At 52.9% G+C, this 22,598-nt stretch carries 21 protein-coding genes and 1 riboswitch; of the genes, 5 read left to right on the forward strand and 16 right to left on the reverse strand.

Annotated elements, in window-relative coordinates:
• Window positions 1-219: 219 nt before the first annotated feature.
• From K0T92_RS25375 to K0T92_RS21365, 3 genes are read right to left on the reverse strand one after another with little or no spacing between them, the layout of a single operon-like run.
• Entirely contained in the window at window positions 220-2,103 is a 1,884-nt protein-coding gene (locus tag K0T92_RS25375; protein ID WP_219874521.1) for a CotH kinase family protein, read from the reverse strand.
• A 9-nt stretch (window positions 2,104-2,112) separates the two neighbouring features.
• The gene (locus K0T92_RS21360; protein WP_219874522.1) at window positions 2,113-2,811 is read right to left on the reverse strand and encodes a DUF4956 domain-containing protein; all 699 of its coding nucleotides are present in this window, start codon (window positions 2,809-2,811) and stop codon (window positions 2,113-2,115) included.
• A gap of 3 nt (window positions 2,812-2,814) precedes the next feature.
• Window positions 2,815-3,528, reverse strand: a complete 714-nt coding sequence (locus K0T92_RS21365; protein ID WP_219874523.1) for a polyphosphate polymerase domain-containing protein — start codon at window positions 3,526-3,528, stop codon at window positions 2,815-2,817.
• Window positions 3,529-3,736: 208 nt separating this feature from the next.
• Here K0T92_RS21365 and K0T92_RS21370 point away from each other — a divergent pair, with 208 nt between their 5' ends.
• A complete protein-coding gene (locus tag K0T92_RS21370) occupies window positions 3,737-4,984 on the forward strand; it encodes a purple acid phosphatase family protein (protein ID WP_219874524.1) in 1,248 nt (415 codons plus the stop codon).
• Window positions 4,985-5,228: 244 nt separating this feature from the next.
• Here K0T92_RS21370 and K0T92_RS21375 read toward each other — a convergent pair whose 3' ends face one another.
• The 9 genes from K0T92_RS21375 to ggt all read right to left on the reverse strand — a co-directional run bounded on the left by K0T92_RS21375 (window position 5,229) and on the right by ggt (window position 14,144).
• Window positions 5,229-6,092, reverse strand: coding sequence for a fumarylacetoacetate hydrolase family protein (locus K0T92_RS21375; RefSeq protein ID WP_219874525.1), 864 nt, complete (start codon window positions 6,090-6,092; stop codon window positions 5,229-5,231).
• Between the two features lie 21 nt (window positions 6,093-6,113).
• Window positions 6,114-6,929, reverse strand: a complete 816-nt coding sequence (locus K0T92_RS21380; protein ID WP_343223767.1) for a creatininase family protein — start codon at window positions 6,927-6,929, stop codon at window positions 6,114-6,116.
• Between the two features lie 129 nt (window positions 6,930-7,058).
• Window positions 7,059-8,240, reverse strand: a complete 1,182-nt coding sequence (locus K0T92_RS21385) for an amidase (RefSeq protein ID WP_219874526.1) — start codon at window positions 8,238-8,240, stop codon at window positions 7,059-7,061.
• 4 nt (window positions 8,241-8,244) lie between these two features.
• Complete coding sequence (locus K0T92_RS21390; protein WP_219874527.1) at window positions 8,245-8,670, reverse strand: cupin domain-containing protein; 426 nt, start codon at window positions 8,668-8,670, stop codon at window positions 8,245-8,247.
• A 29-nt stretch (window positions 8,671-8,699) separates the two neighbouring features.
• Entirely contained in the window at window positions 8,700-9,461 is a 762-nt protein-coding gene (locus K0T92_RS21395) for a cysteine hydrolase family protein (protein WP_219874528.1), read from the reverse strand.
• Window positions 9,462-9,477: 16 nt separating this feature from the next.
• A complete protein-coding gene (locus K0T92_RS21400; RefSeq protein ID WP_219874529.1) occupies window positions 9,478-10,530 on the reverse strand; it encodes an ABC transporter substrate-binding protein in 1,053 nt (350 codons plus the stop codon).
• A 92-nt stretch (window positions 10,531-10,622) separates the two neighbouring features.
• The gene (locus K0T92_RS21405; RefSeq protein ID WP_219874530.1) at window positions 10,623-11,486 is read right to left on the reverse strand and encodes an ABC transporter permease; all 864 of its coding nucleotides are present in this window, start codon (window positions 11,484-11,486) and stop codon (window positions 10,623-10,625) included.
• 9 nt (window positions 11,487-11,495) lie between these two features.
• The gene (locus tag K0T92_RS21410; protein ID WP_219874531.1) at window positions 11,496-12,326 is read right to left on the reverse strand and encodes an ABC transporter ATP-binding protein; all 831 of its coding nucleotides are present in this window, start codon (window positions 12,324-12,326) and stop codon (window positions 11,496-11,498) included.
• A 237-nt stretch (window positions 12,327-12,563) separates the two neighbouring features.
• On the reverse strand, window positions 12,564-14,144 hold the full coding sequence (gene ggt / locus K0T92_RS21415; RefSeq protein WP_219874532.1) for a gamma-glutamyltransferase: 1,581 nt from the start codon (window positions 14,142-14,144) through the stop codon (window positions 12,564-12,566).
• 221 nt (window positions 14,145-14,365) lie between these two features.
• On the opposite strand from ggt, the gene chrS reads away from it, so the two are divergent.
• Genes chrS through chrA form a run of 3 tightly spaced genes read left to right on the forward strand, consistent with a single transcriptional unit; the run spans window position 14,366 to window position 16,005 of the window.
• Entirely contained in the window at window positions 14,366-14,839 is a 474-nt protein-coding gene (gene chrS, locus K0T92_RS21420) for a chromate efflux transcriptional regulator ChrS (protein WP_219874533.1), read from the forward strand.
• 5 nt (window positions 14,840-14,844) lie between these two features.
• Window positions 14,845-15,432, forward strand: a complete 588-nt coding sequence (chrB, locus tag K0T92_RS21425; RefSeq protein WP_219874534.1) for a chromate efflux transporter ChrB — start codon at window positions 14,845-14,847, stop codon at window positions 15,430-15,432.
• A 30-nt stretch (window positions 15,433-15,462) separates the two neighbouring features.
• Window positions 15,463-16,005, forward strand: a complete 543-nt coding sequence (gene chrA / locus K0T92_RS21430) for a chromate efflux transporter ChrA (RefSeq protein WP_219874535.1) — start codon at window positions 15,463-15,465, stop codon at window positions 16,003-16,005.
• A gap of 745 nt (window positions 16,006-16,750) precedes the next feature.
• Here chrA and K0T92_RS21435 read toward each other — a convergent pair.
• The 3 genes from K0T92_RS21435 to K0T92_RS21445 are packed head-to-tail and all read right to left on the reverse strand — an operon-like array spanning window position 16,751 to window position 19,006.
• Entirely contained in the window at window positions 16,751-17,386 is a 636-nt protein-coding gene (locus K0T92_RS21435; protein WP_219874536.1) for an alpha/beta hydrolase, read from the reverse strand.
• The gene (locus K0T92_RS21440; protein ID WP_219874537.1) at window positions 17,383-18,333 is read right to left on the reverse strand and encodes a ring-cleaving dioxygenase; all 951 of its coding nucleotides are present in this window, start codon (window positions 18,331-18,333) and stop codon (window positions 17,383-17,385) included. The genes K0T92_RS21435 and K0T92_RS21440 overlap by 4 nt, the downstream gene beginning before the upstream one ends.
• 46 nt (window positions 18,334-18,379) lie before the next feature.
• A complete protein-coding gene (locus K0T92_RS21445; RefSeq protein ID WP_219874538.1) occupies window positions 18,380-19,006 on the reverse strand; it encodes a nitroreductase family protein in 627 nt (208 codons plus the stop codon).
• 268 nt (window positions 19,007-19,274) lie between these two features.
• Here K0T92_RS21445 and K0T92_RS21450 point away from each other — a divergent pair, with 268 nt between their 5' ends.
• On the forward strand, window positions 19,275-20,864 hold the full coding sequence (locus K0T92_RS21450) for a catalase (protein ID WP_219874539.1): 1,590 nt from the start codon (window positions 19,275-19,277) through the stop codon (window positions 20,862-20,864).
• Window positions 20,865-21,216: 352 nt separating this feature from the next.
• Here K0T92_RS21450 and K0T92_RS21455 read toward each other — a convergent pair whose 3' ends face one another.
• Window positions 21,217-22,011 (reverse strand): lipase family protein, encoded by a 795-nt coding sequence (locus tag K0T92_RS21455; RefSeq protein ID WP_219874540.1) that lies wholly within the window; start codon window positions 22,009-22,011, stop codon window positions 21,217-21,219.
• A 262-nt stretch (window positions 22,012-22,273) separates the two neighbouring features.
• A riboswitch (cobalamin riboswitch) is annotated at window positions 22,274-22,464 on the forward strand.
• The last annotated feature ends 134 nt before the right edge of the window (window positions 22,465-22,598 follow it).

Below are 22,598 nucleotides of genomic sequence, written 5' to 3' on the forward strand. Positions count from 1 at the left end.
GAAAAAGCCTGCGGTGGCGCAGGCTTTTCTTCTAAATATCGGTTTTTGGCGGAATTTCCTGCGCTTTCGCAGGTTTATGAGTCAATTGGCTGGTGTGGTGGAGAGCTATCGGTTTATTCTCCGGGACAATAAACACCAACCAGACATCTCTTTGGCATAGTACGACGAAAAGCATCGTCAGCTCTAACAATGGGTCGCTGCGATGCTTTTATGTGCCGATTATAATCTTTTGCGTTTATAGAAAACGACGATGAGACAAGAGATCAGAAGCAGCACGGCAGCGATTCCCGCTTGAACTGCATCGCTTGCGCTGCCTTCCGGCTGTTGTGCAGCTTGTCCGCCAGGACCGAAGCCAAACCCGCCGGGCCCTCCACCCATACCTCCGGGACCACCTCGCATACCGCCGAAGCCGCCGCCCATCTCACCGGGAAAACCCGGCTGGCCCGCTTGACCATCAGGCGGCATTTGCTGCTGCCACTGGCCTTGCTGGCCCTGGCCCGGCTCGGCCTGTGGTTGGCCCTGCTGGGCCTGGCCCGGCTGGCCCTGACCTGCCTGGCCCTGGCCCGGCTCGGCCTGGAGCGGCTCGGCTTGGCCCGGTTGGCCCTGGCCGCCTTGTTGCCACTGGCCAGGCTGGCCACCTTGGCCAGCCTGCGCTCCCGCTGCGGCTGCGCCTTGAGCTGGCCCGGCGCCTGCGGCATTGCCCGGCCTTACGCCTTGCATGCCTTCTCGCACGCCGCCTTGCATGCCTTCTCGCATGCCGCCTTGTATGCCTTCTCGCACGCCGCCTTGTATGCCTTCTCGCACGCCGCCGACGCCGCCCATGCCTCCGCCGCTGCCGGACCCGTCCCCTGACGATGGGGACGTGCCGTCCAGCTGCTTCGTGAACAGCGCGGTCTGCTGGGCTACGAACGAGACCAGAGCAGATACGCCCTGCTCATACTGCTCATAGGTATAAAATGCCGTCGGATCCTTCTCGACATGGGACGAGATCAGATCCGCCACCTCTTTTACACGCGCGCTGAACGCCTCGTCCGAGAGATACCCCTTCAGCATCTCTGACAAATACTGATGGTACTTCTCCTTATACGCCGCCACTCCGAGCAGCTTCGCGATCAGCGGGCGTTCCGCCAATGCGCCTTGTGTCGGCTCGTCGATCAGGATGCCCGTTCCGCCAAATCCGCCGAACGCCATATTATAATCCCATGGCAGAATCGAGAATAGACCATCATCCTCGTACAAATAATAATTATGCTTGTTCATGCCGTGATAACTGTCCATATTGGCGGATAGTGTATTGAGCGCGATGAATTTCAACGCTTCCTCCACATCCAGAACCTTCTCATACCCCGTACCGTTGTTCAGTTCATCCAGCATGTCCAGAATAATATCATCATTGGAGGATGCCGATTTCAGATCAAGCCCCGTGTAAGCGGACATCTTCTCCAGCCAAGTAAGCTCGCTGCCGCTGCCCCCATTGGCTTTGTACAGCGCCCCGGCGGAATTGCCGAAATTCCGCTTCAGATACGACTCGCCCACCTGCTCGACAGCCAGATAAAATCCGCGAAGCTCATCATTTACATACACGTTGACAAAAGAATACTTAGGCGTCGGCAAGCCCATTGCCTCCGCCAGCTCATACGCCAGAAATTCCCGCATATAAGAAGCATCGCTGAAATTATTATTCAGATTGATCTTGGTCACACCGTTCAAGCTCTGTCCCGCTATATATTCATCGAAAGACAGCTTGAAGCTGTACCGGTCCGAATCTGAATTAATTACACTCCGCAGACTAAGATTGCCCTTCGTCCTGACTGCAATATTATCGATCTGCTGCCCGTTGTAATTGACCGAAGCGGTCTTGTACTCTTCATTGCCAGCATTGTCCAGCATGTCCTGATAATCTGCCGGATCAAGCTTAATTCTCACATCCACAACTCTATCCTTGGGGAATACCATCTCGTCTATGCGCTGTTCACTCTCCGTAGCCGCCTTGCCAGATCCAGCCTCGTCCGTCTGCTTCTCTGCCAGCGTACTGCAGCCTGACAACCCTATGATCAGACAGATGCATAGAAGAAGTATCGCTCTCGCTCTTATCTCCAACACCCTCCATCATCAGGATACATAATTTCCGCTGTAGCTGATCAGCACAGCATTCCGAACACCTTCCAGCTCCGAGATCCCATTCACGAATTGGCCTTCGCTGTCACGCAGCCGGATCTCCAGTGTCGTCTCGATATTGCCCTGCGTTACAGTCTTCTGCTTCACATTGTAGCGCTTCACCATCTTACCTACATGCCCATGCACTGCCTGCTCGCTCTTATCACTGTCACAATTAATAACAAGGAGATAGGGCGTCTCGAAGGTCGACCGTTTAATAAAAAAGAACATGATCAGGCCGATCACAACGGAACCGACCATCGCAAGCGTGTAGAAGCCCGCCCCTGCGACGATGCCTGCCGCAGCTGCCCAGAACAGGAAGATCAGGTCCGTCGGATCTTTGATCGGCGTTCTGAACCGGACGATAGAGAGCGCGCCGACCATACCGAGCGACAGCACCAGATTGGAATTGACCGCAATAATGACCATCGCCGTAACCATCGTCATCCCGATCAGCGAAATATTGAAGCTCCGGGAATACAGCACACCGCTGAACACCCTTTTGTAGAGCAGATAGATGAAATAGCCGATCAGAAAAGCGACTCCCAGCGTCAGCAGCATTTTGGTCAAATCGATGTCGGATACAAAATTGTTAAGCACCGATTTCTTCAATATATCGGCGAAATTCGTCGTCTCTGTTGTCGTTGTTTCCATTGATTAATAATCCTCCCATGTATTCGTTTTCAGAAATTTGCGGCATATCACATATTTGGACGCCGACTGCCTCGTCAATCCTTGCAGCTGCAGCGCAGTCTGGATATAGCCCGGAATATACTCGTCGTACTTCACCTCAAGAATAATCAGATTGTCGTCAAGCGCCCGCACCGAGCTCAAATCCTTGTTGAAAATATCCGTCGAGTTCAGCCCCGTCCGCAGCTCCTTGTCGAACGTAATCCGCACATTGCCGTTATGGCATACATAGGGCTCGCGGACATAATCGACGATAACCTTCGGCCGCAGCAGATTATGGTTCATCTCGTTGTACAGCTCCATCATAAAGGGCTTGTCAGGCTGATGAAGCACCTCATAATCTCCTGCAATGATGGCCTCGTACATGTCCCTTGTCAGCGATTCCTTCACCTTGGCGATGTAATCGTCACGCTTGATCTTTTTCTCAAAATGAATGATATGATCCTGCACATTGTAGATGCGTATCCGATACTTCACCCGGTCCCGGATGCCGCCCAATTTCTCGTGAAGCGCCTTGTTGTTCATATCATCAAAGTATAAGCTCCGAATGTGATACTCCCCTGTCGGCCCCGCGTGCTTGTCCCGGCTCATCAGGTTCCGCAGCCTGCTGCTGATCAGATAGAATTGATGATAGTTGATCATAAATTTCAATTCATGACGGTACTTCAGATTGTTGTTCATGTCACACCTCTCTCTAGTCAGACTGTACGTGCACCCCTCTTTTCCACTACTATTGTAGAAGGCCTAACTGAGTCCATCCTGAGACGTAACTGAATGACCGCTGAATGTTTTACAATTCCTTAACATTAGAGATATCATTGACGGTACAATAGAAGTGAACGGGTCAAGCGCAGCTTCACAGTATGAGGCTGTAAGGAGGAACCATATAATGAGAACGAGTATCTACAGAAAAGCACTGAAATTGACAGCCATTATTATGATGGGCATAACTGTGATGACTGGCTGCAGCGAAGCTTTGGATACGGGTGTCCATTCAAGTGCCAAATCAATCGTGACTACAATATCCGGCGATGCGCGCACCAGCCGCTCATTCACCTGGCATACGGAGCCTGCTGCGGCAGATGCCGTTATCCAAGTTGTAGAAGGCGCGTGGAAGAAAGATCTCGACGAGAACCATATTCTCACTGTGAAGGGCAATACAACCACTATCACCACCGAGAAGAATGTGCAGCAAGGTGTCCATAAAGTTGACGTTACGGGGCTGAAGGCGGGAACCGCCTACTCCTATCGGGTGGGCAGCGGTGACGGGCACGGGTGGAGCGAGCCTGCGCAATTCGTTACAGAGCCGGAGGCTGCCGAGGCGTTCACATTTCTTAATGTGACGGACTCACAAGGCATTACGGAAGCGGATTTCAAGCTGTGGGGCCACACATTGGACCAGGCTTTTCAACTGCTGCCGGATGCCAGATTCATTGTGCATAACGGGGATTTGACGGAGTTTCCAGGGATTGAATCGGGATGGGATCACTTCTTCGAAAAAGGAGAGCAATGGCTGACCCGTATTCCGCTTATGCCGGTCACAGGCAACCATGAGGAAATCGATAACGATGCGGAGCGGTTCGTATCGCATTTTCGAGTGCCTGATAATGGGGCGGACGGCTCCATTCCCGGTACGACATATTCGTTCGATTACGGCAATGCGCATTTCGTCGTCTTGAATACGGAATCCAATATTGAGGGTCAGACAGAGTGGCTCAGGGAGGATCTGGCCCGCACGGACAAGCCATGGATCATCGCCGCGATGCATCGCGGCGCTTACGGCGGCAGCTCCTACAAGAAAGTGAAGAAGTGGGTCGAAGTGTTCGACGAGTTCAAGGTGGATTTGGTGCTGCAAGGTCATAACCACGAATATTCGCGATCCTATCCGCTGCGAGGCGGCGAGGTCGTTGGTGACGGGGAGAGTGCTGTGACAGGCAAGCAAGGGACCGTATATGTCGTAGCCAATACGTCAGGGCCCAAGTTCAATGAGAAGAAGGGCGATAAGTTCTACCATAAGGTGCATTTCCAGAATAGCCAGCAGATGTTCGCGGGGATTACAATCGATGGGGATACCCTGTCATATAAAGCCTATAATGTGGACGGGGAGCTGCTGGACAAGTTCGAGCTCAAGCATTAGCGTGAATGACTATAATTCTTGCGAAGAGCTCTCTTCCCGCAGCTACGACCACATACACCTCTTTCATCCGGTGGGTCGTGCTGTAAGCGGGTTTCGTCCTCCTTCGGGGCTACATCCGCCTTCATCCGTATTCATCCGCCTTAAAAGCCCGCCCCGTTTCTTCACTGAGACGAAACGAGGCGGAGCTCCCATATTCCGAATTGTTAGGCATGACAATTACTATCCATATACGATGACAAAAGTATCATCCCGCCACCGGATTCACGAGCGGCTCAAAGCCCCCGCTAATTCGGCATTCCACAACATCCCCGTCCCGAATGACGACAGCGCCCGGAGTGCCTGTCAGAATGACATCTCCGGGAAGCAGGGTCATGACCTGCGAGTGAAAAGCGACGATATACCACGGCTGGTAACGCATATTAGCCAGCACATTGCGGTGGCTGACATCGCCGTTGAGCACTGTCTCTACAGTTAGAGCCAGCACATCCTCGATCTCATCTGCCGTAATAAGCTGCGGACCGAAGCTGAAGAACGTGTCGAAGCTCTTCGCCCTTGTCAGGAACCGCTGATTCTTCGCATGGATATCCGCAGCGGTCATATCCAGTGATGTTGTGAACCCTGCAACGACCTCACGCGCTTGCGCCTCAGATATACACTTGCATTCCCGGCCAATAATGATGGCCAGCTCCGCCTCCGCAGTCGGCTCTTCCGACTGCACGGGAAGCCGGATGGCTTCGCCGTTCCCGATGATGGTCGTGTCCGGCTTCATGAAGCTCACAGGCTCAGCATCCGCCGGCACGAAAGCCAGATCCGAGGCGTTCTTCACATAATTCATGCCGATTCCCCATATTTTGCGGGGGTGACGGTACAGCGGGGCATAGTGCGCATCCGCCAGCGGAATGGACGCCATAGCAGCCAGCCGCTCCCGCCCGCCGCCGCCATACCATTCCTTGATCTCATCCAGCTGCCCTAGCGAGATAAGATCAAAGACACTGCCGCTCCACTGCTTGCGCTCCGCCGCATTGATCGTATCGATCAGAACACAGAAGGAAGGCTCGATAACCGCCGCCAGCTCGGCGCCGCCCAGCCTTAATGTTGCCAGCTTCATAATAGTTGCGCTCCTTACGGACTACCGTTGTCTCAAATCCGAGATTTCAAATCTGCTCAGCTCGACGAAGGCTTTGGCCAGAAAGTCTGTAATTCTCCCCTGGATAATGACTCCTTTGTCAGCGGTTGCCCGCGTTGCGTCTCCAGCTACTCCGCTTTCCGAGATATCGCTCATGATCCAAGCGAACCGCACTCTTCCTTCCAATGTGAGCTGTTCATATTGCGAGAGATCCACCATTTCGGCTACGGCAAGCTCATCATGCACCCAATTCGGCTTAATCGCCTTCACGATGGATGTCTCATAATCACCGCCGTGGATGCCATATTCGAGCTCCTCCGGCGTCATGAGATCATTGGCCGCATCCAGACTATGCGGCGCCAGATAGAATACCATTAGTCCTGTGGCAATTCGCACCTCGCGTGCAATGACATTAAGCATGTCCATATTGCCTCCATGCGTATTGAACAGCAGCAGCCTTCGGAAGCCGCTTCTCTGCAGGCTGTGAGCAATATCCGTGACAATGCTTTGCAGCGTTGCGGCTGATAATGCGATGGTACCGGCGAAGCCGAGATGCTCGTTGCTCTTGCCGTAGGCGAGGGGAGGCAGATTCCAAATCTGCTCGTCCGGATCGATCTTGTCGAACGTCTGTGTTAACGTCGCCTCCCCGATAAGCGCATCGGTCATAACGGGCAAATGATAGCCATGCTGCTCCACAGCGCCCAGCGACAGGATGCACAGCGCATTCTCCTTAGGCAGCTCGGCGATCCCCTTGCTCGTCAGCCGCGGCAAAAATTTATCCTCCCACGCCTTTCCTTCATATCTGCTAAACATAAGCATTAAGCACCCTCCTTTCCCTATTCGAGACTTGCGCCGCTCCCGTCTCACTGCGGTGTGACAGTGTAGCGAGCCGCTTAAACAAGATGGCAATCCAGTCCGGCGAATTCCGCACTCCAGCCTAACAAGTTCCTATAGCGCGCCTCTCTCCGACAGCTCGAACACCAGCTCCAGCAGCGCTAGATCGCAGCCTCGTCCTGCTACAATCGACAAACCAACCGGCAGTCCGTCCACTCGGCCGACTGGCAGCGTCACTTGGGGCAAACCAGCCAGTCCGGCAATGCAGCATATTTGCAGCGTCCGCACTCTGGTCGTCTCCAACTGCTCAGCCGGCATATTCAGCAGAGGAGCGGGGCCCGGGGCGGTCGGCATCACCAGGATCGCTCCGTCCCTCAGCAGTTCATCCATCGTTTCACGTATAAGCTCACGCGCTGTGAACATATCCTCATGCCAGCTGGCCGCCAAGCTCTCCGTCCATGCGAAGCGCTCTGCAATGCCAGGACCAAACACAGGATGATGAGCTTCAATCCACGCCCCATGCGAGCGCCAAATCTCCAACCCTTGCAGAATGCGGAACGTGTTCATCCATTCGGAATACCCGCCCTCGTGAAGGATGAACCTCCGGGCAGGGCCGACATAACGGGCAATATCCGCGACTTTGCCTTCCAGCTCAGCCCTGCAGGCATCCTCGGCCAAGCTCCATATATCCTCCGCCACCAAAACCCGGTTAAAGCGCCGTACAGCGGAATCACCGCCGCCGGTCAGCACCTTGCCAACGGCCAGCAGCTCCTCCGCATCCCTTGCCATCCAGCCCACTGTGTCAAAGCTGGGCGCCAGCGGGATCAGTCCATCCGCAGCAACTGCGCCATGCGAGGGACGGAAGCCGTAAATGCCGCAATAGGAGGACGGAATACGAACAGAACCCCCTGTATCCGTACCAATGGCGAAATCCGCTTCACCTGCTGCCACCGCAACAGCAGAGCCGCTCGACGATCCCCCTGGAATGCGGCCCGCAGCATTGGGATTGACAGGTGTGCCATAATGAAAATTCTCCCCGTTCAAGCTGTACATCAGCTCGTCGGTATGCGCGGCCCCTCGCAGTCTTGCTCCTCCCCGCAGAAGCTTCTCCACAGCACTCGCTGTAACAGCGGCAGCCTCATGAGTTCGCAGCCAGTCCGGATTGCCCGCGGCATTGCGATGGCCCTTCACAGCGAATACATCCTTGACGGCAAACACAAGACCGTTCAGAGGACCGCTCCCCAGCGGCTCTCTAGTCAACGATTGATCGATGAAAGCGCGGTAACAGTCCTCCATCCCCTCACCCCTTATGCAAGAGAACCTTCAAGTCCTCTTCATCCAGACTCGTTAGCGGCCCGGACAGAATCAGCTTAGAGAACTTCTCATCCGGGATCATCGTTGTGAAAACATATAAGCGTCCTGCGCCAGTGTTCTCGATCTTATGCGAATGGTTCGGCGGTACTACCAGATGCGCGCCCGTTTCGATCGGGATGACCTGGTCGCCTACCGTTGCAATCCCGCTTCCCGCAATGACATAGAAATGCTCGAACGCTTCCAGATGCGTGTTGGGCGGCGTTTTGCCATTCACATCGAAGATTTCGATGCAATTCATGAAGGGATAGAACTCCCCGTTGCTGAGAATAACGAACTTGTTCGTATCCTTTTCCGATATTTTGTGTACGGGACAATCCTTCAGCATAGCAGCATAGGGTTGGTAGATATCCATAGAAGCAGCTCCCTCTCGGTGTAATATTATTAGCTCCTGTCCATGCCCTGCATGACAGAGGTTGACGTTGCGACGAATCCATAGCATTGCTTCGTGTTGTACAAGGTGGCCTCCAGACAGAACGCCGGGGAGGTCGTTGCCGCGCAATCCTCCAGCAATATGGCGTCATAGCCGAGACAGACCGCATCCTCCAGCGTTGCCATTACACATTGATCGATATTGACACCCGTGAAGAATAATGTCTGAATGCCCAGGTTGCGCAGAATAGAATCCAGCGGCGTATCCCAGAATCCGCTCATCCGGTACTTGTCCACCCGAATATCGGTTGGCTCGGCATGGAGCACATCCACAAGAGCCGCTCCCCAGCCGTCCTTCTGGAGGACAGGCGAGCCATTGCCCGGAAGGGGATCGCCAAGACCGTGCCCAACACCGGATGATTTGTACACATGCTGCAGGGATGGGCTGATGTTCAGATGATCCGCGCGGTTGCCCCAATTGACCCACAGCACGGGGACGTTCTCGCGACGCAGCACAGGCAGCAGCCGATTGAGCCGCTCTACGGGACGAACCGCCGGAGCAATATCAACGCCGATATGATGCAGCCAGCCACCCTCTGTACAGAAATCATTCTGCATATCAATGACGATAATAGCCGACTTGTTGAGATCTACCGTTACCTCCTGCGGCTCCGCGGCGAAGGTAACGGGACGGACAGGGAGAGCAGGACTTGTAAGGTCCGCCAGGCGCTCATTCACCATCCAATGTCTCCTGCCCGTTCCGAGCTTGTTCATGCCTTCACCCCATCCCTTATTGGGCCGGAAGGAATTCAGTTGTGAACGCCTGGGTCACATCCTGATCCTTCTTCAGCAGATCAACGAATTTCATCGCATCGTACAGCTCCGCCCAGCGCGCTTCCGTCATGAAGCCAATACCGCCCTTAGCAGCGTCGCCATCTGTCGTTAACGGCGTTTGAATTTCCCAGCCATACTTCGCGCCGTCCATATCCAGATCGCGGTTCTCCTCCTTCATCCTGTCATGAGCCGCCGCAGGGTCCGCATTGTAGCTCTCCCAGCCCTTGATCGACGCCTGCACGAACGCTTTGACGATGTCAGGATTCTCTTTGATATACTTCTCCGTTGTAAAAATAACATCAGGATACGGATTGAAGCCGGAATCCGAGTTCAGCTTGTAGCTGACGTCGAAGCCTTCCTTCTTCGCATAGAACGGCTCATTCGTCGCATAGCCCTGTTGAACGGCGTTCTTATCGGCAAGGAACGCATTCAATGTGCCGTTATAAGCGACTTCCTTCGCCTGCACATTGTATTTCTTCTTAATATATTCCCAATAAGCGACACCGGGCTGAATAATAACGGTCTTGCCATTCAGATCCGAGTAATCGTTGAATTCCATATCCGAGTGGAACAGCAGCGATTGCGGACTTTTTTGGAAAATAGCGGCCACGCCTACGAGCGGAATGCCATTCTCGCGCGCCTGCAATATTTCGTAGCCCTGTGCAATGCCGAATTCCGCTTTGCCGGAGGCAACCAGCTGAATATACGATACGCTTGCCCCGCCTTGCTGTGTCTCAACCTTCAAGCCTGCCTCTTCATAATAGCCTTTAATATCGGCTTCATACTGGCCGCCGAACTCCGGCCCTGCATACCATTGCAGCACTTGCTTGACCTCTGTCAGCTCCTTGGGCTTGTCTGCCGATCCTGTATTCTCCGCTCCCGACGGCGCTCCGCCGTTTTCTGTGCCGTTTCCTTTGTTATTCTCCGTGTTGCCGCATGCAGACAAGACAAGCACCGTAACCATCAGCAAACTTAAGACGAGTCCAAGCGTTGATTTTGATTTTCTCATGATGTATAACCCCTCTGCCATATAGTTGGTTTCCCTGCTCCTGCTGCCGATTCTTGATCGCTCGCTAATTGCCGCTTCCTGACCGCTAATCGCTAGTTCTCCATCTCAACGCTTGATTCATGCCAGTTGCGGAGAATTAAGCTTGAGATCATATTGACGAGAATAAACACGATGAATCCCATGACACATGATACTATTGCAGCCGCGAACAGATAATCCATTCTGAGCTGTGTAGCCGCAACCGTAATGACATAGCCCAGTCCGCCGTCACTCCCTCCGATCCCTGCCTGATATTCGCCGACGATTGTGCCGATGACGGCTGCACCGCTTGATATTTTCATCCCCGTAAGAATATACGGAGTGGCGAACGGAATGCGCAGCCTCCACAGCTTCTGCCACCAGGAGGCGCGATAGAGCGTCATCAGATTAACCAGATTATGCTCTGTTGACAATAAGCCGGTTAATGTATTCGTAATGATCGGGAATACGGATACGATGAATGAGATAAGCAGAATAGAATTAAGTCCAGGCCCCATCCACACGATGATAATTGGAGCAATGGATACGACAGGCACGGTTTGCAGCACGACCGCGTAAGGATAGATGCTTCTCTCTACAACCTTCGACTGCGCCATCAATATGGCAACCAGCACGCCAACGACGATACTGAGCGCGAAGCCGCCCATCGATGCGATGAAGGTCATGTAGCTTGCCTGCATCAGGCTTGAGAAATTATCAACCATCGCTTGGGCGATCCGCGTGGGGACAGGCAGCAAATACGGCTCGATGCCGAACAACTTGTTGCTGCTTTGCCATAGAGCAAGAATGAAGAGAAACAGCAGCACCGGCGGCGCATAGCCCTTCAGCTTCTTCAGCCTCTTTCCCTTATTCGCTATCCTCACAGCAGGCGCGTAAGCTTCCGTTCCGGCTTGTCTTTCTTCCACAGCTGTAATCATAGAAGCACCTCACAGTAGACTTGAAATCGATGCAGACAACTCAGTGAATGCGATAGAGGAGCGGAATTCATCCCCTCTAGGATAAGGATGGTCAATAGCGACAATCTCCCTGATTCTGCCCGGGTGCGCCCGCATTGCGACCACCTTGGTTGATAGAAAGACCGCTTCCTGCACATTATGGGTAACGAAAACAACGGTAATCCCCGTGTCCTTCCAGATGTGGAGCAGCTCGCTGTTCAAGCGGTAGCGCGTCATTTCGTCCAATGCGCCAAAGGGCTCGTCCATCAGCAATAGCTTGGGCCCTGACGCCAGCGCCCTGGCGATGGATACTCGCATCTTCATCCCGCCGGACAGCTGGCGCGGATAAGCGTCCGCATATTTCTCCAGACCGACCATCTTGAGCTTCTCCAGCGCGGCCGCCTCGCGTTCCGCCTTGGGAACCTTCCTCAGTGCCAGCGGCAAAGTCACATTGTCCAGCACGGTTCGCCACGGCATTAACGTTGCGTCCTGGAACACGTAGGACAACCCGCTGTCCCTGCTGCCCTTGCTCTTCGCATCACCGCTTGCGATCTCTACGCTGCCCGCCGAATAATCGCCCAAGCCCGCTATAATTCGCAGCAAGGTGGATTTACCGCAGCCGGATGGGCCAACGATGGATACAAATTCGCCTTCCTGTATATCGAGTGAGACATGATCGATAGCCAATACGCCGGTATTATACTGCTTGCGAATTCCCTTCAGCTTTACGATACTCCTGACAGAGGATTGTGTAACATTACCTTCCAAAACTTTCTCTTTGTAAGCATGATCTTCCGTTTCTTTACTTTTTGACTGTATCATCACATCACCTCGTTCGAAACGTCAGCTTTTTTTCTTTATTATAACGATGTGTTTTCACAACGTCAACCTTTTATGTTAGATTAACTAACATAAATAACTCCTTTGAATACCTATAAAATACCATTTATGGTTTAATTAAGTTTATTTTATCGTCGAAAACAACGAAAATCACATCTTGTCATGGTATCATCCATCTTTTAAGTTATATTATCTAACATAGAACACAGACTTAGACAACTACCAGCCTATCGCCGCACCATCACAGCGCGGATCTGTTCCTCCAGTCAAGAAGCCGTCCGTATCAACCGATATGGCATGCGCATGCCCCATAATCCCATCGAAATCCCCCATAACACGGACACTATGCCCTGAACGGGACAGCCCTGCAGCTATCTGACGGTCAATCCGCCCCTCCAGCTTCAATTCCTGTGTAGGCTTGCCCCATGTCCTCCCCCACACCCATCGCGGCTCATCAATCGCTTGCTGAGGATTCATCCCGTAATCAATCATGCGGGTTAACAGAGCGGTCTGCGTCTGAGGCTGGCCCTCCCCGCCCTGTGTGCCGTACAGATAGCGCGGTTTTCCATTGAGGCAAGCCATGGCAGGCATCAAAGTATGGAAGGTGCGCTTATGCGGCTGCAAGCAGTTGACATGGGCAGGATCGAGCGAGAAGAAGGAGCCGCGATTCTGCAGCAGAATGCCCGTCTCCCCCGCCACAACGCCTGAACCAAATTCAAAATATAAGCTCTGGATAAAAGAAACCGCGTTCCCCTCACCGTCAACAACTGCCGCATAAGCCGTGTCACTGCCGACCGGTTCCGTCTGGATCTCGCATGCCTTGTCCATATGAATGCTTCGCGCAAGCTCCGCCGCATAAGAATTACTGAGCAATCTTTCGAGCGGAACCGCCGAGAACTCGGGGTCAGTCAAATACTTGTTGCGGTCGCGGAAGCTCAGCTTCAACGCCTCAATGAGGAGATGATAATAGTCATAGGAGCCGTGCTCGACACTTTGGAAATCAAAATGCTCCAGAATCTGCAGCGCCATAATGCCCACGAAGCCCTGTGAATTCGGAGGCAGTTGATAGACAGAATGTCCGCGATACGAGCCGACAATGGGCTCCACCCAATTCCCCGCATGATCGGCAAAGTCATCCCTTGTCAGCAGACCGCCCTCCGCGCCAAGGAATCGCACTATTTCTTCTGCAATAGGCCCTTTATAGAAAGCATCCCTGCCTCCTGCAGCGACCCCCTTGAGCGATTCCGCCAGGCCTGCCTGGATGAACCGCTGACCAACCGCCTTTATCCCTCCGCCCGGCAGGTAAATGCCGCTCGCCGGAACGCTTTGCGAAAGCACTGCCTCATTCAGCACCGTGTTCTCATATTGATCCTTGGACATCGGGAATCCTTCTGCTGCATATTGGATCGCAGGCTGAAGCACATCCGCGAAGCTCAATCTCCCATATTCTCTATGAACAGCCTCCCAGGCATCTACCATGCCCGGAACTGTAATCGCGCTTCTCGCCCCGCGCACCGGAATAGCGGCTTCGCCTTCAAAGGCATCGATATTCGCCCTGTAGCCAGAACGCCCACTTCCGTTATAGGCTCTTACCTTGCCCTCGCCACTATGGCAGGACAACCAGAAGGAATCGCCGCCTAGTCCCGTCATATGCGGATAAACAACCGCGAGACAAGCGCTGACAGCAATCGCCGCATCATAAGCGTTGCCGCCCCTCTCCAGCATGCGCGCTCCCGCCGCTGAAGCGAGATAATGCGGACTTACAACCATTGTTCGCGTACCCATAACCGGCTTCCCCATCCCATCCCCTCGCCTTATGATAGATTAGATGACATTTAATGAACACAAAAATACCATGATTTTCGTTGTCGATGCAACTATAAATTGATTTTTCGCAATTGAATGCGTAATTTTTCATTGAAATCGTATGTTTTTCGATATATATTAGATCAAAGAGTAAGTAAAACTAACCTATCTCGTTACATTCGAGAATGCCACACTATCCCTAGGAGCTGATTCATATGCCTATAAATGACATCCCGCCTGTACTAATCGATGAAGTTGACCGCAAAATTATAGCCGCGCTCAATAAAAATGGAAGAATATCTTACACTGACCTTGCCAAAGAGATCGGGCTATCCCGTGTAGCCGTACAAGCACGCATCAATGCACTGATGGAGACAGGGGTCATTGAACGATTCACAGCCGTCATTAATCCGGAGAAAATCGGCATTCATGTGTCTGCTTTTTTCAATGTAGAGGTGGAGCCCAAATGCCTTCAGGCAGTGGCAGACCGATTGTCTGAGGAGCCAGTAGTAACAAGCCTCTATCATATGACAGGCCCGAGCAAGCTTCATATGCACGGATTGTTTATGAATAATCAGGAGATGGAAAACTTTATGAAGGAGAAATTGTACCCGCTTCCGGGAATAATGAGCGTGGACTGCCAAGTATTGATTACGAGGTATAAAAGCCGTATGGGAATGAGGTTGTAGACGCGATGGCAGACTCTAATGAGCAAGGCTCCTATGGACAAATCGTGTGGGCTATGGCCAAAACAGGAATTCTTGGGTATGGCGGCGGGCCATCTGTCATTCCGCTCATCCGCTATGAGGCCGTTACCCGCTATCGCTGGCTGGGAGATGAGGAGTTCGGCGAGACGCTCGCCATCGCCAACGCGCTGCCAGGGCCTATCGCAACGAAGATCGCCGCTTACCTGGGATATAGACAGAAGGGAGTCGCAGGCGCATGTGCAGCTGTATTGGCTCATATACTGCCTTCGGCAATTGCTATGATCAGCCTGTTATCTGTTGTGACTCTATTAAGCAGCTCCAGTGTCATGCAAGGAATGATCGCGGCTGTTGTCCCTGTTGTCGCTGTCATGCTCGGCATGATGGCCTATGAATTTGGCGAGCGCGCTGTGAAAGGACTTGGCAAAGCGCTTGGTATTGTATTCTTCGCCGTCTCCTTCCTGCTCCTGCAGACCTTCCAAGTGCATCCGGCGATTGTCGTCGTTATTTTCCTGGCGTATGGCGCCATTCATATGAAGGCCATGACACGATTTAAGAACTCAGCCTGGTTCAAATAAAGGGATACAACAAGAGAAGGAAGATGCAGCATGGACTGGTTAGAGCTGATTATCGGTTTTTTCATTGCCAATGTGCTTGGGTATGGCGGAGGCCCCTCCTCCATTCCGCTTATGTATCAAGAGATCGTCGTTCATCACAGATGGACAAGCGATCATGATTTCTCTAACATTCTGGCGCTGGGCAACGCCTTGCCGGGGCCTATCGCAACGAAGATCGCCGCCTATGTCGGCTATGATGTAGCCGGCGTCGCAGGTGCTGTTGCCGCGCTTGCCGCCACGATCGTACCCTCTGCAGCCGCACTCATCATACTGCTTCGAATTATGCAGCGGCACCGCCAATCTCCGGTGGTCAAAGGCATGACGCTGCTCGTCCAGCCCGTAATCGCCATCATGATGCTGCTGCTCACCTGGACGATGGGCGTCGCCTCCTATGAGTCGATAGGCATCTGGCAATCGCTAGGCATTGCCGCCGTCGCATTCTGGGCGATGGCGATCAAGAAGATCCACCCCGCAATCGTCATCGTCTGCGCATTCGCTTATGGCGGCCTGATTTTGTCGCAATTCAGCGTCTAAGGGACGGTCGCTGATAACGGAATGGGGATAGGCTGCGGCCGCTGTTAAACATCGTGTTCTTGTGAATTGGCACCCCACTAGGGGAGAACACGATGTTTAAAGGCGGAGGTCAACTCCTTCGCCCCTCCTCCAAGACCGTTGACGAAGGCAGGCCCGGCTCATCCGAATCTCCCTGTACCTTCATACAGTCGCCTTGAGCAACAGTGGATCTGCTCCTCTCCCAGATCGCAGCCATTCTCTTCGGCGCCATAACTGCTTCGGCAATAACCGTTCCCGGAAGGTTCCCCAGCGTTGCCCTTCTCCTTCTCCTTCTCCTTCTCCTTCTCCTTCTCCAAGTGTGGTTTGAAGATAAAGTGAAGGAGCAAGAAGCCCCAAGAAGCCTGCGAATGTGCATGAATTTCGGCTGGAAGACGCCATAATAGTTAAATTCCTGCGATCACGCATGAATTTGAGGAAAAATCGGCCGATAAAGGAAAATGAAGGTGAAATGCCTGCACTCTGGCAGGCATTTCACCTTCATGGGGCCAGAAACGAGCAAATTAATGCCGTTTCGCATGTTTCGCCTAGCTCGCTTCCCGCAGCTCGCGGCTCGCATCTCACGTCTCGCATGTCTCGCATCTCTCGCATCTCTCGCACGTCTCGCATGTCTCGGCGTTCCAATGACGGATCGTCCTCTGGCGAGGAGTAACACGAGTGAGTCCAACCCATTAAAATACACAAAAGATCTTTTCTCCACGCTGCCATTTCAGCTTTTCGCGGAGTTTTCTACAGACCCTGCTATATGCCTGTCATACCATTCGGCTGCCGCCTCTACCTCTGAGCGGGTAAGCTGATGGCCTGCACTCTCCCAATGAACGGACACCTCCGCCCCTGCGCTGCGCAAGGTCGATTCCAGCTCGATCGTCTCATGCGGCGAGCAGATCGGATCATTATTGCCCGCTCCAATAAATATTGGCGTATCCGACAGATCCGGAAGAACGACGCCCCTAATTGGCACCATAGGATGATGCAGAATCGCGCCTCTCAGCGCATTCTGATAATGAAACAACAGACTTCCGGCGATATTGGCGCCGTTGGAGTAGCCGATGGCGACAAGATTGCTGCGGTCGAATCCATATTCAGCCGCAGCCTCCTGAAGATAATCGTTCAGCTCCGCGGTCCGGAAGATCAGATCCTCTTCGTCGAACACCCCTTCGGCCAAGCGGCGGAAATACCGGGGCATCCCGTTCTCCAGCACATTGCCTCTGACACTCAGCAACGAGGAGTCCGGCGCGACCCGCTTCGCGAGCGGCAGAAGGTCGCGCTCCGTACCGCCCGTGCCATGGAGCAGCAGCAATACCGGCGCATCCGGGTTATTCCCTTGTTGGAAAATATGCTTCATTGCTCCTTCACCTCCAATTCCCTTACCTCGATAGGCGGCAAGTTGGCCTCTATCTCTGAACGGGCTGGCTCAAACCATGCCGGCAGCATCAGCTTTCCGCCCAATTCGGCAGGCTCCTCATCACGTGCAAAGCCCGGCGGATCTGTTGCGATCTCGAATAATATGCCGCCGCTCTCGCGGAAGTAGATCGCATTGAAATATTGGCGGTCCACAATCGGCGTAGGCCGGAGCCCTTTGCTCTCAACATGGCTTCTCCACTGGGCATGCTCCTCGTCGTCTTTGGCGCGCCATGCAATATGATGCACCGTCCCGGATCCGCCAACTCCCATCTCTACTGGCTCTGCATTGAGATCGATAATGTTGCCCAGCTCTCCTGTTGCTCTGTAGCGGGCGAACGCGCCCTCTTCACCGACTTTCTCCAGGCCCATCACATTCACGAGCAGCTCTGCCGTCTTGCGTGGAGCGCCGCTGTAGAGAACAGCTCCTCCGAACCCTTTGATCGCTTTATCCACGGGAACTCCGCCGAATGACCAGCCGCTCCGGGGACCTTCCTCCCGCGCTACAATTTCAAGCTGCAGTCCGGCAGCATCACTGAATTGCAGATACGATTCCGAGAACCGCTCCACTTTCGTTACCGGAATGCCGAACCGCTCCAGACGCTCCTCCCAGAAGGACAGCGCACCCGCCGGGACAACATAGCTCGTAATTCCGACCTGGCCCCCTCCGATACGGCCTTTGCGCGAGCCCGCCCATGGGAAGAATGTAATAATGGTGCCGGGACCGCCGATCTCATTGCCGAAGTACAAATGATATACCTCTGGAGCGTCAAAATTAATCGTTTTCTTAACCAGTCTGAGCCCAAGCACCCCTGCATAGAAATCAACAGTGTCCTGTGCATTGCCTACAAAAGCTGTAATATGATGAATTCCTGCGGTTGGTTGTCGCATAATTATTCTCTCCTCAAAGTTAAATTTCGTTACAGCCAGTATGCCCTCAAAATGCGTTGTAGCTGACAAATTCGCCCACCGGCTTGCGGTACCCGCGCTTTCGCAGGCTCGATGTATCTTCCTTGCCGATCGTAATCATCATGGCAGGGACATGCGTATCTGGAATGTTCAGCAGCTTCCGCACCGCGTCCGGATCGAAGCCGATCATGGGACAAGTGTCCCAGCCCTTATCCTTGGCGATCAGCATGAACTGCATGGCCGACAGGCTCGCATTGCGGATAGCATCCTCGGTCTTGAAGGTGTCGCCCCGTTCTTCATAGAAGCTGTTCACATAGCTCACGGTGCCATCGTATTCCTGCTGATTCATAACGCCCAGATGCAGCAGGCCTTCATTGATTTTGCCCGCATCCTTGTGCGCTTCCTTATTGCCAAGAACGATAATAACAGCCGATGCCGTCTGTACCTTGTACTGCTTGCTGGCCGCCTCATATACCCGCTCCTTGATTCCCGGATCTTGAACAACGATGTAATGCGCATGCTGCAAATTAAAGGCGGATGGCGCGAACTTCACCAGATTGAATATTTCATCCAGCTCCCTCTCTGTAATCTCTACCCCAGGTATAAATTTGTTGGCTGATCTGCGTGCCTTCACTAATGAAGTAAAATCGCTCATCTCAAACGCCTCCCGAATTAAATGATTAAAAATTGATTATCTTTAAATTAAGATATATGACAATAAGTGATCTATCCCTCTTCTTCTCTTGCCGCCGCCAGCATCTCTGCTGGTGTATAAATACCATTTCTTTATTTATCTTAAATTTAAGATACTTTATTTAAAGAATATTGTCAACCCCTTGAGATCAACAAAATGATTGATCCAGAGTTGGAATGGAAAATTTCGGACATGCTAACTGACATACCTATCGAAAGGCGGTTCTGCTATGAACGAAGAAGCCATCCCTTCCGCACATACGAATGAAACAGCGGACAGCATTCTGACAGATCGTCAGGGGCATCCCATATCGGATAATCAGAATGTCCGCACTGTGGGCAGCCGGGGACCAACGACGCTGGAGAACTATCATTTTATTGAGAAAATCACCCACTTCGACCGGGAGCGCATTCCGGAGCGGGTCGTCCATGCGCGCGGAGCGGGAGCACATGGCGTCTTCGAAGCCTACGGTACAGTCGGGGATCAGCCGCCCTCCGCTTATACACGAGCCAAGCTGTTCCAGGAGAAGGGCAAGCAAACCCCTGTCTTCGTCCGTTTCTCTACCGTTATTCACGGCGGGCATTCGCCTGAGACGCTGCGCGACCCCCGCGGCTTCGCCGTCAAATTCTATACCGAGGACGGCAACTGGGATCTGGTGGGCAACAATCTGAAGATCTTCTTCATTCGCGATCCGCTGAAATTCCCGGATATGGTGCATGCCTTCAAGCCTGATCCCATCACCAATGCCCAGAGCATGGAGCGCTTCTTCGACTTCATCTCGATGAGCCCGGAAGCGACGCATATGATTACCTTCCTGTTCTCGCCCTGGGGCATTCCGGCTAATTACCGTCAGATGCAAGGCTCGGGTGTCAACACGTACAAGTGGGTCAATAAGGATGGCGAGGGCGTGCTGGTCAAATACCACTGGGAGCCCCTCAAGCAAGGGATCAAAAATCTGCTGCAGCGGGATGCGAACGAGATCCAATCAACCGCCTTCAACCATGCGACATTGGATTTGTACCTGGCTATTGAGCGGGGCGACTATCCGGAGTGGGAGCTGTGCGTCCAGATCATGAGCGACGGGGAGCATCCCGAGCTTGATTTTGACCCTCTGGATCCTACCAAGCTGTGGCCGGCGGACCAGTTTCCTTTTCTCCCTGTAGGCAAAATGACGCTGAACCGCAATCCTGAGGATTATTTCGCTGAGGTCGAGCAGGCATCCTTCGGTACAGGCGTACTTGTCGATGGGCTGGACTTCTCCGATGACAAGCTGCTGCAGGGCAGAACCTTCTCCTATTCCGATACACAGCGGCATCGCGTGGGGGCGAATTATTTGCAGCTGCCCATCAATGCGCCGAAGAGCCGGGTAGCGACGAACCAGAGCGGCGGGCAGATGCAGTACCGTGTGGATCGTGCGCCGGGCCAGAATCCGCATATCAATTACGAGCCCTCCTCCCTCGGCGGATTGCAAGAAGCGCCTAGATGCGGGAAGGAGCATGAACCGCGTTATGACGCCAGGCTCGTCAGGGAGAAGCTGGACAGACCCAACGACTTCAAGCAAGCGGGCGACACCTACCGTGCTTTCGAGGAATGGGAACGCGATGAGCTCGTGGCTAATCTGTCGAATGCGCTAGCAACCTGCACGTCTGGCATCCGGAGCAGATTGATCGGCTATCTCACAGAGGCCGATTCTGAATACGGGAAGCGCGTATCAGAAGGAATCGCCGCCGCGGCAAGCAAGCTGCAAGCGGATGGCGCAGACCGACACCCTGCCGTTAAGAAAGCGGAGCAATTGGGGCATGGAGCAGACCCGTACTAGGCCGCGCCTCCGTGAATGCATTAGAGGGGGGCTGTCCGACTTGATGGAAATTTCAGCTCCCACTTAGGCAAAACATGCGAAGCGGCAGTTTTTTTCACGTTTCTGGCCCCATGAAGGTGAAATGCCTGCCAGCGTGCAGGTATTTCACCTTCATTTCCCCTTATCGGCCGATTTCTCCTAAAATTCCTGCATGGTCGCAGGAATTAAACCATTAAAGCGTCTTGAAACCGAAATTACTGCACATTCGCAGGCTTCTTACTCCGTCACTTTGCCTTCAACCACACTTAGAGAAGGCGAAAGGCTACGCTGGGGAACCCCCAAGGAACGGTTAATGCCTATGCAGAACCTTTTATTACTTGCTTGCCATACAATCCGAAATGTCTGCTCCGGTATCGCCGAGAACATACAAATACGTGGTCAAAGCATGATAGCAGGAAATGGAATGCTTGATCGGGAACTGTGTGGAGTCGATCTCCATGCTTGGCTCGACATGATGGTAGCCGGCAAGCTCGACCGGAACCTTAGGCACGATATCCGGCTTATTATAAATCCGTGTATTCCGGATCGTCGTTTTCTGGAAGGCCTCGACAAATTTACGATCCCCCACTCTTGGCGAAGCAAAAGTAATCAGATCAACCGCAAACCCTTTCGTGCTAGCGACAAAGGCATGCAGGGTAGCAAAAGCGCTGCCCAAGCTGTGGCCCGTCACCGTAAGCTGTTTTCCGGCAGGGAGTCCGTCCAGGTAATTGATCAGCGACACCTCCGGCTTGCTCGCATCGACATCTTGCACCTTCATAGACCGGTACAGATTCGTGAATCCCTGTTCCGTCTCCCCGGCATTCGGAACCTCCTTGAACGTCTCCATAATAAACTCGAAGTCCGACAACCAATCAAGCACACTCTCCGTTCCACGGAAGACGACTGCTTGTTGAAGCGGATTGTCAATCGACTCCGCAATAAAACCAGCGAATTCCAAATCCTTCATTCCCAGAATGCCTGGATCCATCGTTATATTGGCAATCCGCTGCCATCCTGCCGGGAAATTAGCTGGCGAGACTGGCTGCCTCGCATTGCTGTTATACATGTCGTAAGCAATCTCTACGAACTCCCCCCAAAAAATGAATGTTCCGTTCGTTCCATTGTTCATTACACTATTCCTCCCATATAGTTATACTTTAAAATCATTATTTTTATTGCACCCTTCATTTCATTCTATAATAAATGGTAATATCCCTTTAATTTCTATGTTAATTTTTATAACTTAATCTTTTCATACGAGGCGATATTCACTGCATGCCTTTCTGGCAAGCTTCGGTCATAATTGCTGATGCCGCTCCTGCTTGCCGTTCATAAATAAATTTAGTCATACCAAGATTACAGGTTGTCTGCTAGAATGTTAGATAGCAAACAAAAATCGTTATCGATGAGGTGCCCTTGCAACGCAAGCAAGGGGTAACAGGGAATCGGGTGCAAATCCCGAGCGGTCCCGCCACTGTAATCGGGGAGCTGCTTCCAAGATGTCACTCGGCCTTTGGGCCGGGGAAGGCGGAAGCCGTGCAGATCCGAGAGCCAGGAGACCTACCTCAGACGATTACACCAAGTTTCCTTCGCGGAGAGGAGAGGTGTGCGTAGAGCTGGATTGGCAATGGGATCGCTCCCGTTGTCTATTGTTACGTACTCCGGGACCGATCCTTTACGGATTGGTCTTTTTGTGTTGTTGTGCTGACTATTATT

It is taken from the genome of Paenibacillus oenotherae (genome assembly GCF_019443105.1).
In the GTDB taxonomy this organism is placed as follows: domain Bacteria; phylum Bacillota; class Bacilli; order Paenibacillales; family Paenibacillaceae; genus Paenibacillus_Z; species Paenibacillus_Z oenotherae.